Source organism: Acinetobacter sp. YH01022 (assembly GCF_013420235.1).
In the GTDB taxonomy this organism is placed as follows: Bacteria; Pseudomonadota; Gammaproteobacteria; order Pseudomonadales; family Moraxellaceae; genus Acinetobacter.
This window is the reverse complement of record NZ_VOYP01000012.1, coordinates 31,703-43,743: the sequence shown is the minus strand read 5'-3', so window position 1 is coordinate 43,743 and position 12,041 is coordinate 31,703. Positions and strand designations below refer to the sequence as shown.

The 12,041-nt window shown below is 41.0% G+C and carries 9 protein-coding genes; 4 read left to right on the top strand and 5 right to left on the bottom strand.

Translation table 11 applies throughout. The features are described 5' to 3' along the window. Window positions 1–518: 518 nt before the first annotated feature. A complete protein-coding gene (locus FTT87_RS06140) occupies window positions 519–1,199 on the bottom strand; it encodes a M48 family metallopeptidase (RefSeq protein WP_180043414.1) in 681 nt (226 codons plus the stop codon). Window positions 1,200–1,303: 104 nt separating this feature from the next. Further along, entirely contained in the window at window positions 1,304–1,975 is a 672-nt protein-coding gene (rpiA, locus tag FTT87_RS06135) for a ribose-5-phosphate isomerase RpiA (protein WP_166168347.1), read from the bottom strand. A 107-nt stretch (window positions 1,976–2,082) separates the two neighbouring features. On the opposite strand from rpiA, the gene ilvA reads away from it, so the two are divergent. The 3 genes from ilvA to FTT87_RS06120 all read left to right on the top strand — a co-directional run bounded on the left by ilvA (window position 2,083) and on the right by FTT87_RS06120 (window position 5,892). Beyond that, the gene (gene ilvA / locus FTT87_RS06130) at window positions 2,083–3,621 is read left to right on the top strand and encodes a threonine ammonia-lyase, biosynthetic (protein ID WP_180043412.1); all 1,539 of its coding nucleotides are present in this window, start codon (window positions 2,083–2,085) and stop codon (window positions 3,619–3,621) included. 276 nt (window positions 3,622–3,897) lie between these two features. Beyond that, complete coding sequence (locus tag FTT87_RS06125; protein WP_086196336.1) at window positions 3,898–4,548, top strand: TrkA family potassium uptake protein; 651 nt, start codon at window positions 3,898–3,900, stop codon at window positions 4,546–4,548. A gap of 3 nt (window positions 4,549–4,551) precedes the next feature. Continuing rightward, window positions 4,552–5,892 (top strand): TrkH family potassium uptake protein, encoded by a 1,341-nt coding sequence (locus tag FTT87_RS06120; protein ID WP_180043410.1) that lies wholly within the window; start codon window positions 4,552–4,554, stop codon window positions 5,890–5,892. Window positions 5,893–5,951: 59 nt separating this feature from the next. Here FTT87_RS06120 and FTT87_RS06115 read toward each other — a convergent pair whose 3' ends face one another. The 3 genes from FTT87_RS06115 to FTT87_RS06105 form a co-directional block, all read right to left on the bottom strand. Beyond that, the gene (locus tag FTT87_RS06115; RefSeq protein WP_180043319.1) at window positions 5,952–7,106 is read right to left on the bottom strand and encodes a phospholipase A; all 1,155 of its coding nucleotides are present in this window, start codon (window positions 7,104–7,106) and stop codon (window positions 5,952–5,954) included. Window positions 7,107–7,130: 24 nt separating this feature from the next. Further along, on the bottom strand, window positions 7,131–10,070 hold the full coding sequence (locus FTT87_RS06110) for an insulinase family protein (RefSeq protein WP_180043321.1): 2,940 nt from the start codon (window positions 10,068–10,070) through the stop codon (window positions 7,131–7,133). Window positions 10,071–10,438: 368 nt separating this feature from the next. Then, on the bottom strand, window positions 10,439–10,888 hold the full coding sequence (locus FTT87_RS06105; protein ID WP_086196340.1) for a GNAT family N-acetyltransferase: 450 nt from the start codon (window positions 10,886–10,888) through the stop codon (window positions 10,439–10,441). Window positions 10,889–11,024: 136 nt separating this feature from the next. On the opposite strand from FTT87_RS06105, the gene FTT87_RS06100 reads away from it, so the two are divergent. Then, a complete protein-coding gene (locus FTT87_RS06100; protein ID WP_180043323.1) occupies window positions 11,025–12,029 on the top strand; it encodes an adenosine kinase in 1,005 nt (334 codons plus the stop codon). Window positions 12,030–12,041: the final 12 nt, after the last annotated feature.

Below are 12,041 nucleotides of genomic sequence, written 5' to 3'. Positions count from 1 at the left end.
TCCCGGAAAAGCAAAGAATACAATCACATCTCTAATAGTAGATAGCCCAGTCACCCCAAGTATTACTCCTGTAGTCGCTAGAATTTTGAAACTGGTTCTTCCATACTCCAAAACAGTGCAATAACAAATAAAACGATCCAATAAAATGGGGTAGAGAATGCTCAGCATAAAAATTAAATAATAGAGGAATAATGCTGGAGTACACATACAAAATCAGCAAACTTAGCGCAAATTTATTCCAATTTAGTTTAAGCAAAATTCTAATTTTTATAGTTTATTTTAACTGAATTTACAGATATGAAATATTTAATTCGCTTAGGCTATTTTCCGAGTAAGAATGATAAAAAATATTTAACTTCAATTTTATCTAAATGTTGAAATGAATTCTCAAAGACTCTTCTCTATTCCGCTATTCACAGCTCACAGCAGTTTAGAAATTCAAAATCATCTATTTAAAACAGTCTTAAAAATATGACCCGAGTAATGTTTAAGTGATGCTGTATATCAACCCAATTAGTTTAATTGCACCACCAATACAGCATTGGATTAGTTTTTAAAATTTTGCGATGCTGCTGATAATTGGCATCATGCTTTGCAACTTTCGCCCAAAATCTTGGACTATGATCAAAATGCTGGGTATGCGCCAACTCATGCACACAAACATAACGTACGATATTTTTAGGAAACAATACCAGAGCACTATTCAACATAATGTCATGTTTCGATGTACAACTTCCCCATCGTGTTTTAGGCTGCCGAATCGCACATTTGCCAAAACTCAAATTACTTTCTTGGCTCACACCCCCCAAATAAAGCGGAAGATGCTGCTTTGCATAGGCGATTACAAACGCTTTTAAATATTGTTCAGGCTGACGATCACTGATCAAAAGTTTTAAATTTTCATCATCAAAAATAAAACCATGCTTTTGGCTTTGATAAATGATCTGTAAAGGCTGATCTAAATTAAACAGCTGTAATTCATTCGGTAAAGTTTTGTCTATTTGAACAATTTTTTCTTGCTGTTTCTGCCAAGTTTGAATGAGCCATTGCTCAGACTGATCTATAAAATTTTGAATTTGTCGTTTGCTGCAAAGTACCGGCGCAGTTAAACGGATCTGAGTCGGTTCAACACGTAAGCGTAAATTCTTCGCTCGCGAATGACGGACAATCTGGATTTCAGGTAGGTCGTTTAGGGTCATTTTGTTCTTTTAAAATCTCCCCAAACCCCCTCTTTTACAAAGAGGGGCTTTAAAGTTTCCCTTTAAGAAATGGAGATTTAGAGGGATTTTTCTAGAAAGTTTAATTAAACCGCAGTACGCTCTTCAATACCGTTGTCTGTTGCAACTACAGCAATATCCGCTTTATTCAAAGCAAAAATACCATTACACACCACACCCGGAATGTTGTTAATGGTTTTTTCAAGTTCCAACGCATTTAAGATATTCAAATTATGCACATCTAAAATCACATTGCCGTTATCTGTCACTACACCTTCACGATAAACCGGATCGCCACCCAAGCTTACAATTTTACGTGCTACCGCAGAACGCGCCATTGGAATAACTTCTACAGGCAGCGGGAAATCACGACCCAATTGCTCTACCCATTTCGAATCATCCACGATACAGACAAATTTCTTTGCAATCGATGCCACGATTTTTTCACGAGTCAATGCAGCACCGCCGCCTTTGATCATATGCATATGACGGTCAATTTCGTCCGCGCCATCGACATAAGCATCCAAGCCGCCTACAGAGTTCATATCGACCACTTCAATACCTAATTTTTTAAGGCGCTGTGCTGTTGCTTCAGAGCTGGCAACCGCAGCTTCCAGTTGCAATTCTGGCAATAATTCAATGAGGAAGTTCACAGTACTTCCTGTACCTACACCCAAAATCCCGCCTTTAGGCAAGTGCTTTAAAGCAGCTTTTGCGGCAGCTTGTTTCTTTTCATCTTGGGTAGCATACAGACTCATAACTTGGCTCAACTATTTTTTGACATTTGTTGCTGATTTAACAGCCCAAATGTACGGGGGTTTGTTACAATAAAGACCTATTTTAAACTGTTAGATGGAAAATTAACATGCTGTCTCGTTTGGTTCGACAAATATTACAAGCAACGGTGTATGACGTTGCAATCGAAACTCCACTCGAAGCAGCGCCACGAATTAGTGAAAAGCTAAACAACAACATTCGCTTTAAACGCGAAGATTTACAACCTGTCTTTTCCTTTAAACTACGCGGTGCCTATAACCGTATTAGTCAATTACCGAAATCTCAGTTGGAACGTGGCGTTATTACGGCTTCAGCAGGTAACCATGCACAAGGTGTGGCCCTATCTGGTAAAAAACTGGGAATTCGCGCCATTATTGTCATGCCGAAAACCACGCCTGACATTAAAGTTCAGGCAGTAAAACGTTTGGGTGGAGAGGTAGTCTTGCATGGCGATTCTTTCGATGTTGCCAACAAATATGCCATTCAACGTGCTACCGAAGATGGTATGACCTTTATTCCGCCTTATGATGATGAACTGGTGATGGCCGGTCAAGGTACTATTGCCAATGAAATTTTACGTCAATGGCGTGATGTGGAATATGTATTTGTTGCTGTTGGCGGTGGCGGTTTAATTGCCGGTGTTGCCGCTTACCTTGGCGATGTTGCACCGCATGTCAAAGTCATTCCGGTGGAATATGATGAATCTGCATGTTTAAAAGCGGCTTTTGAAGCCAATGAACGTGTAATTCTACCCTCTGTAGGCTTATTTGCTGACGGTACTGCGGTTGCACAAATTGGTGAAAAACCGTTTGATGTGATTCGCCTGCAAAAATCAGACAACTCGGGTTCAATTGTTGAACCGGATGTTGTACTGGTGAACACAGACGAGATCTGTGCAGCAATTAAAGATACCTATGACGAATGTCGCAGCATTGTAGAACCTTCCGGTGCCATGGCACTTGCCGGGATCAAGAAATATGTGGCAGAACATGGTCTGGAAAATAAAAATATGGTGTCGATTGTTTGTGGTGCCAACATGAACTTCGACCGTCTGCGCTATATTGCCGAACGTACAGAGCTCGGTGAACGGAAAGAAGCCATTTTTGCCGTGACCATTCCAGAAGAAAAAGGTTCATTCCTGAATTTCTGCCGTGCCCTGCAAGGCCGTAATATTACGGAATTCAACTACCGTGCCAGCTCTTCTAGTGCTGCTCAAGTATTTGTCGGCATTAGCTTGAAAGGTGGCGAAAAAGAACGTCACGACATTTATGACACCTTGACGACGCAATATGATGTTGATGATTTGTCTGATGATGAAGTTGCAAAACTGCATATTCGTTATTTGGTCGGTGGTCACGCAGACATTGAAAATGAACGTCTGTTCCGTGTCGAGTTCCCGGAACGTCCAGGTGCATTACTGACTTTCCTGGAACGTTTAGGACCTACCCACAACATTACCCTGTTCCACTACCGCAACCACGGCGCGGCGGAAGGTCGTGTACTGGTTGGCTTAGAAGCAAGCGACGCGAAACAAAATCCAGATGGTTTAATTGAAACATTGGAAAATATCACTTATCCATATGCTGAAATTACCAACAATTTGGGTTATCAACGATTCTTGAAATAATTTTTTAGCATGACTTGAAATAGCCTGTATGAATACAGGCTATTTTTTTGCATTTAACTCTCGTTATTAAAAAAATAGTTAGACAAATCACATCAATCAAAAGCTGCACATGGGCTGTTTTATAATCTTGAGCTAATCATTCCCTGTTTAGAATTCAGTTGAATGACGTTATTCAATACTTAAGCTAAAGTTTAACACGCAAACTCTAAAATTTAGTGGCATCATAGTCGTTGAAATATGATGTAAAAATTGAAAACGAATTAGGATTAAAAACACATGGCACAGTTTGCAGTGATTGGTTTGGGTAGTTTTGGTGCAACCGTCGCAACCAAATTAGCCATGTTAAACCATGATGTGATTGGTATAGACAGCAATAAAAAATATGTAGAAACCTTTTCTGATCAGCTGACTCATGCAGTCATTGCCGATGCCACAGATGAACATGTACTCAAAGAACTGAATATTCAAAACTGTGAAGCCGTGGTGGTGGCTATTGGCGAAGATATAGAAGCCAGCATCTTATGTGTTTTGCATCTAAAAAATATGGGGATTAAAAAAATTTGGGCTAAGGCCAAATCACAAGCCCATCACATGATTTTGACCCATCTTGGCGTGAATAAAATCATTCATCCTGAAGAAGATATGGGTAACCGGGTTGCCCAGTCATTAAGCTACCCGATGGTCAGTCGTTATATGGGTTTAGAAGACAATCATTTCATCGTTAAAATTGAAATTAAAAAGAGTCAGCAGGGCGAACGTTTTCATCAGCTTATGAGTCATGTTCCTGAAATTAAAACGATTCTGCACAAACGCGGCAAAGAGGTTTCATATAACATTGATCCTAATTTAATTATGCAAGAAGGTGATATCTTAGTCGTGGAAGGCGAAATTGAACCATTAAGAAAACTATCTGCCCGGTTTAAATAAAATATGAATCAAGCGCAAAACAAAAATCCCAATACGGTCAATCTAAGCCCACCCAGTTTACTGGCACTGGGTTTCTTGAGCTTTATCGTTGTCGGAACTTTATTGCTCAAACTCCCGATTTCACATCATGGTGAATTAAGCTGGCTCAATGCCCTGTTTACTTCAACGTCTGCCGTGACCATTACCGGGCTGTCTGTAGTCAATGTCGGAGACGCCTATACCACCTTTGGCAAGGTCGTCATTATGCTGTTATTGCAAAGCGGCGGCCTGGGTTTTATGACCTTTGCCATACTGGCTGCACTGAGCCTTTCTTCCAATATCAGGCTCAAACAGCAAATGATGGCGCAGGAAACCATTGGTCAAACCAGCCTGGCTAAAGTGTCATTCACCATTAAAGGGGTGCTGTTATATTCCCTGTTTTTTGAAGCGATTGGTACATTGATTTTAACTATTGCCTGGATGCCAGAATACGATTTTTCCCGCGCCTTTTTTTACGCGGCTTTTTATAGTGTTTCGGCTTTTAATAACGGCGGTTTTTCCCTATTTCCCAATAGTTTGATGAGTTTTGCAGACCATTACTTTATTACTTTTACCATTAGTATGCTCTATATTATTGGTGGAATTGGCTTTGTCGTGCTGATGGATATCCAGCGCACTCGTCGCTGGAAAAAATTAAGTGCCAATAGCAAATTAATACTCTCTACCATTGCAGGTTTAAACCTGTTTGCCTTTATCGTAATTTGGGCACTGGAAGCCAACAATCCCCTAACCCTGGCGAATATGAGCCTGGGTGATCAAGCCCTAAATGCCTGGTTCCATGCCACAGTTCCGCGCTCATCCGGTTTTAACAGCCTGGAGATGGCAAACATGACCGATGCTTCCACCTTAGTCACCATGATCCTGATGTTTATTGGTGGCGGTTCACTCAGTACGGCTGGCGGTATCAAGGTGGGTACTTTTATTATTGTGGTCTTAAGTGTGATCACTTTTTTACGACGCTCGGAAGAATTAACCGTATTCAATCACTCAGTTTCTAAAACCACCTCATTTAAAGCCTTAGCCGTGGTTTCCATTACCGCCATACTGATATTTTTAGGATTATTTACGCTTCTTATTCTGGAGCCCAGCAAAAACTTCCTGGATTTACTCTTCGAAGCAGTTTCTGCCACCTGTACGGTAGGATTATCACGTGGCATTACCAGTGAATTACAGCCTGCAAGTCTGTTTGCATTAATCTTACTGATGTTTGCGGGTCGTTTGGGGCCACTGACTCTGGCCTACCTGATTGCCACTCCGAAAAAAAGCCGTTTAAAACATCCACCGGCAGATATTCAAATTGGTTAAACCCGATTCAATAAAAAACCACTCATACAGAGTGGTTTTTTATCATTCATGGATAAATTTTAATACCAATTCATTAAGGATACACCTAAACCGACATAAGTGGCCCGATGGTTATAATCAATCAGGCTTTCACCATAGCCATCAAACAATTGAAAATGACCACGCAATTTACCGCTAATCGGGAATGCCCAATCAAACTGCATAGCCCCATGCGCATCATCGCCACCTTTTAGCGAGTGACGCAGCATCAGGGAAAATTCATGATCATTCTTGCGGTAGAATGCAGTTAAATCACCACGACCAATATAGTTTTTAATATCCGGGTTGTTATCATCTTTTGCATCTTCTTCAATGCGATACCAAGGACGTAGCATCAATGCAAAGTTGTCGCGTTCTAAACCGACATTAAAAATAATACGGTTCCAACTACGCGATAAAGGATCGGCACGGCCATTGGACTGATGGTTAAAGGTCACGCCTAGTAAACGTGCATTTAAGCCCAAAATTTCATAATTGGTCCGAAATACCAGACTGGCTTCAGGTTCATAGTTGGTTTCACGAAAAGGACGCGAGGCATCTGCATTATAAACCTGCCAGTGTGATGACTGGGTATAACCCAGCCAGATATCTCCATTATCACCAAACAGGTTTTCAACTGCTTTGGTTTTTAAAGACAACTGGAATTTCGCTTCCATCGATTTCAGGTTTTGCTCATCACCCACCTGTACCGTGTTATTTTCATTCGGACTGAAAGGACGTTCGTTTTTATCCGAAGTCCAGAATCCTGGAAGCAGATAAACCGGTTGGTGCGCACGAATATTCCAGGTTCCAAGTTTACTTTCAGAAGACAGCTCCCAACGCTTGTCCAGCAAAGACGTATTGGGATCAATTTTTGGCCCCTCAACTGCAAAGACATTACTCATCCCATGACTGATTTTTTCTTTGATCGTTTCTGGCTCAGTCGGTGCAGGTGCAATTTGATTGGCTGCCTGACGTTCAGACACCAGTGCCGTTTTTTCTGTTTCAGGCACCTTGAACAAAGTGTCATAACAGGCCAGACGATCCGCATTGGACTCTAATGCCACGCATGCTTCCGGACTTGCGGGTGTAATGAGAGATTCTGGTTTTTGTGCATGAATACTCGCCGCATACAAAGAACTGAGCATGATCATGCTCAGTTGCAATGTAGTGCGTTCAAGCGTTTTGAACGCCATAGGGTTTTACCTCAAATGATATCTTTAGTTCACTTGCTTAATATCAAAACCAAGTTCAAGCAGCGCTTCACGCTTAGCTACGGGTGCAACCACAGCCTTCACCGGTTTTTGCTGAACCAAATATTGTTCTGCAACCCGTTTTAAATCATCAAGAGTTACAGCAAGTAAACGTGCACGTAATTGCTTGCGCACTGCAGGTGTACGTGCATGCAATAATGCATAGCAGGCAGTAATGGCTTCCCCGGCAGGAGAACCCGGTTTATCCATGCTTGCAATTAAGCCCAAGATTGCTTCTTCAAGTTGATGCGGTTTGTGTTCACTATTCAGCAACCAGTTAATACTGGCATCAAAATCTTTAAAAGTTTCTGCCAAACGTGGATCACGATAGCTATAAAAACGGAACGAACAGGCATTACCATCGTAGCTTGCTCCACCGCCGTACGCCCCGCCTTTTTCACGAATCGCACTGTGCAAGAAGCCATTACGCAAATAAGCAGCCAATACCATGAGAGGTGCAGCATCTGGATGAGAAACCTCTACTGCAGCATAAGCAGCAGCACAGAATTGAACATTGGCTTGAATCAGCCAGGCTTCGTCATGATTGCTATTTTCTGTGATGATTTGAGTTAATTCTACCGGAGTTTTATCAACAGCTAACTTGTCCCAAACGTCTTGCACTTCTTCAATCAAACGATCGGACTGATGTTCTTCACACACCAACAAGAATTGTTTTGGTGCCTGTAAAAGTAAACGATGAATGGCTTTTAATTCTGCAATTAATGCATCATAAGCAGCTTCATCGCTTTCAATTTTACTTACCAAATCACCTAACCAGTTCAGCGCACCCAGACCGGTATTTTGATAGTCACGTTGTGCTAAAGCACTGTGGTTACGTCCGGCAATTTGCATGGCATAACTATGACCCGAACCGGAAATACGTGAATTCCAACGGGTTTTACGCTGTTGCAATAATTCAATAATACGGTCTTTTTCATCAAAACGTAGTTGTTCAAATGCCAGTTTCAACAGGCGGATAGCTTCAAAATTATTCACCAGCGATTTGGTAGTCAACGTAAGCCATGCGCTAATCTTGTTTTTATCATCATATTTTGAACGTAGAGATGCCCCCATCCCCACGCCACCACTCACTGCAGTTTGCAGTTGTTGCAGTTCCAGATAGTCGTATTCACCCGCACCGACTTCACCCAGCAAAATTGAAAGTAAATTGAAATATGGCGACTGAACCACCTGATCTGGAATTTTTACCAACACCTGTTGATAGTAAATGCCATTGGTTCCGGCATGATACAGATTCAAAGGCGTGTCTAAATTATTGCTGATAATTTCACGCAATTGACCTTGTACGATGTGCAAGTCCGCAGGAACGTCTTCCAGACCGACTTTCGGTAATAGGTTCAAATCATCCGGCGTATCCTGACGGACTTTTAATGCTTCGGTTTGCTTGAGAATTTCTGCTTTTTGCTCATCCGTCAGTTGGGCACCAATTTCAGCCAGACGCGCTTTTTCCGCTTCAGCTTCTCTTGCCGACTTGGTTGCATCCGGCAGCAAAGTCATCTGTACACGATGCGGATTATCCAGCAGATATTCTTTAATCAGGTTGGACAACCACATTGGGTCTTTAAGTTCTTTTTTGACCTGTTCAATCGCCGTGTCTACATCCCAGACCTGAATCGGATCGCTGTGATGAATGACGCTGCTTAAACCGTTTAAAATCAGGCTTAAACCGTAAGGCATGCCATCGCCATTGATTTCACGCTGATGTAATTCGATTTGATGCAAAATCGCATCCACCATTTCGGCATCAACCGGTTTCGAAGCAACTTCTTCAAGAACCTTAAACACACCGTCTTTAAATTCCTGGGCATGTTCAGGATTTGAACCCTGTACGCCACAAAAGAAGGTCATTTCAAAGTTGGAATCATCCACACCCATAATTGGACCGGTAGACTGGGCATAACCACAGGTTTCCAGATAATGACGTAATGGCGAAGCTGAATCTTCCAGCAAAATACCTTCAACCAGACGCATCCCCAAGCGTAATTTAATATCACTGGCTTGCGGCAACAGCCATGAAATCACGTGATAGGTTTTATCCTTCAGGTCTTCTGCATCTACAGCATAACTTTCTGTGACTTCAAGCGGTGCAGTTAAACGGGTTTCGGGTGTTGAATGTAAGGTTTGACCTTTTTCAAATTTAGACAAGGCTAAAGTTTCAAATTGTTCCTGCAAGTAATAAGCCGATTCATTGCCAAAAGTCATAAATACCGCATTACTTGGATGGTAATGTGACTTATAGAAATCAACCAACTCAGGGTAAGTTAAATCCGGAATATTTTTAGGATCGCCACCGGAATTGTAATGATAGGTAGTATGCGGGAATAAATGATGCGCCAATTGATGATAAAGCTGATCTGAAGGAGAACTCATTGCCCCTTTCATTTCATTAAAGACCACGCCTTTATAAACCGGTTCGCCATTTTCCAGCTCAATGCGAATACCTTCCTGAGCAAAATCAAGTTCGTTTAAATTGGCAGCAAAAGCAGCATCCAGATACACTTCCAGCAGGTTCTGGAAGTCTTTTTTATTTTGCGTGGCAAAAGGATAGGCGGTCCAGTCTGCTGAAGTAAACGCATTCATAAAGGTATTGAGCGAACGACGAATCATCAGAAAGAATGGGTCACGGACCGGAAATTTTTCCGAACCACAAAGCGCAGTATGTTCTAAAATATGCGCCTCACCTTTTGAATCCATGGGCTGGGTACGAAACGCAACAAGAAAGACATTTTCATCCAGATCACTGGCCAGATGATAATGTATAGCACCAGTGGCTTTATGCTTATATTCAGACACCCGAATATCTAGGGCTTCAACATGGTGTTGACGTATCAACTGAAACGCAGGATGAACAGTTTGAGAAATGGTTTCAGTGACATCTACAGTCATGTGATCTCCAACATTTAAATATTTATAAGATGGTTTTGATTATACCTGAATATTGCACTATTTGGATTTGTACAGTTACCAAATTCCAAGCATTTTGGTCCATTTTAAATCACGGAATATTTCAATCAGATTTCGGAATTTTTTAATGTAACTTTATCAAAAGTGAATTCAAGATGAGGGTCAGACAGGTATTCAAAAAATAGTGGAAAACAAAGCGATGAATGCAATAAATAAGGGATTGTGTTGAAATAATTTTTAATTATCAATTTAGACTGATATCTGAATAATGAATAGCATTTAAAAAATAACTTCATTATGACACCATCAAACCTACACGGACTTAACGGTGTCACAAGTGAAAATAAAAACTAGATCAAATATTTGAAATAACTATAGTTAGGATGATTTTCTACAAACACATAGTTTTGCTTTTGATAGAAATGCGCTGCATTTTTAGTATCTGTATTCAGGCACAATGCTGAAAAGTTGGCACGTGCCTCTTTTTCCAGCTGTTGTAACAGTTGCTTGCCCACACCATGCTTGCGGTATTTCGGTAATACATAAAAACGACGCACCCGCCCAATACGCGCATCAATTTCATTTTCATTCCACTGCTGGTTTAAACCGCCACAAGCCACAAGCTTGTCATCATCATAGCCCAACAGCAGAAATTCACCCGGTTGATCAAACCGGTTCTTGCCACTTTCGAACTCTTCAATCAATCGATCAACAAACTGAAATCCTTCTTTCTGTGCCTGCTTGGCTAATTCCTTGATTTGTTCAGGTAATTGCTCAGCTTTATCAATCGTGATATTCATCTAACCTTCCTTATTCTGTCCTATATAGTATTTTGAACGAATAAATTGACTCTATATTGAATTTTATTCATCAATCTACAGCAATCATGAGCATTGGTGTAAACTTAGCGTTTTAATTTAAATGTGAATGAAAGACATGACAACTGTTGATCTTTTTGCAATTGGTAATGCATTAATCGACCAAGAATTTAAAGTCTCTGACGATTTCCTGATTCAACAAAATTTGCAAAAAGGCACTATGCAGTTGACTGATGGTGAAACGCAAGCAAATTTATATAATAATTTAAAAGAAACGCAAGTATACAAAGGTCAAGCATCAGGTGGATCTGCTGCAAATACCACCGTTGCATTTAGTGCTTTAGGCAGCACAGCCTTTTATGCTTGCCGCGTGGGTAACGACGAACTTGGTCAGATTTACCTGAAAGGCTTAAATGATGCCGGCATTCAAACTGCAGAACAATCCGTCAGTGAAGGTGTGACCGGAACATGTATGGTTCTGGTGAGTCCGGATTCTGAACGTACCATGCAAACTTACCTTGGTATTACCGCTGAACTGAGTGAAGCACAAATCAATTTTGAACCCTTAAAAACTGCAAAATGGCTGTATATTGAAGGCTATTTATCCACTAGCGACACTGCAAGACAAGCGGTTAAACAAGCCCGTGAAATTGCAAAAGCACATGGGGTAAAAATTGCTTTGACCCTTTCTGATCCAGCAATGGTGCAATATGCACGTCAAGGGCTGGATGAACTTTTGGATGATGGTGTCGATTTATTGCTTTGTAATTATCATGAAGCTTTAATGTATACGGAAACTGATTCAATTGAAGCAGCTTTGGCTAAATTGCAATTAAAAAGCAAATACACTGTCATTACATTATCAGCTGAAGGTGCTTTGATTTCCGATTCTGAGCAAATCCTGAAAGTTCCCGGCCGCAAGGTAACCGCGGTAGATGCCAATGGCGCCGGTGATGCCTTTGCAGGTGCGTTTCTGTATGCACTCAATGCAGGTTTAAACCTTAAAGTGGCTGCTGAATTATCAATCTTGATTTCAAGTGAAGTGGTTTCACAATTTGGACCACGCCTGAGTGTAGAAAGTTATGCAGAATTATTAAATAACTTCCACAAGGAATGTGCATAATGATTAAAATTG

Coding starts and splice junctions, on each gene's coding strand:
- FTT87_RS06125 (WP_086196336.1), top strand. CDS start 3,898: ATGGCACAGTTTGCAGTGATTGGTTTGGGTAGTTTTGGTGCAACCGTC.
- FTT87_RS06140 (WP_180043414.1), bottom strand. CDS start 1,199: ATGACCCTAAACGACCTACCTGAAATCCAGATTGTCCGTCATTCGCGA.
- FTT87_RS06115 (WP_180043319.1), bottom strand. CDS start 7,106: ATGGCGTTCAAAACGCTTGAACGCACTACATTGCAACTGAGCATGATC.
- FTT87_RS06110 (WP_180043321.1), bottom strand. CDS start 10,070: ATGACTGTAGATGTCACTGAAACCATTTCTCAAACTGTTCATCCTGCG.
- FTT87_RS06105 (WP_086196340.1), bottom strand. CDS start 10,888: ATGAATATCACGATTGATAAAGCTGAGCAATTACCTGAACAAATCAAG.
- FTT87_RS06100 (WP_180043323.1), top strand. CDS start 11,025: ATGACAACTGTTGATCTTTTTGCAATTGGTAATGCATTAATCGACCAA.
- FTT87_RS06120 (WP_180043410.1), top strand. CDS start 4,552: ATGAATCAAGCGCAAAACAAAAATCCCAATACGGTCAATCTAAGCCCA.
- rpiA (WP_166168347.1), bottom strand. CDS start 1,975: ATGAGTCTGTATGCTACCCAAGATGAAAAGAAACAAGCTGCCGCAAAA.
- ilvA (WP_180043412.1), top strand. CDS start 2,083: ATGCTGTCTCGTTTGGTTCGACAAATATTACAAGCAACGGTGTATGAC.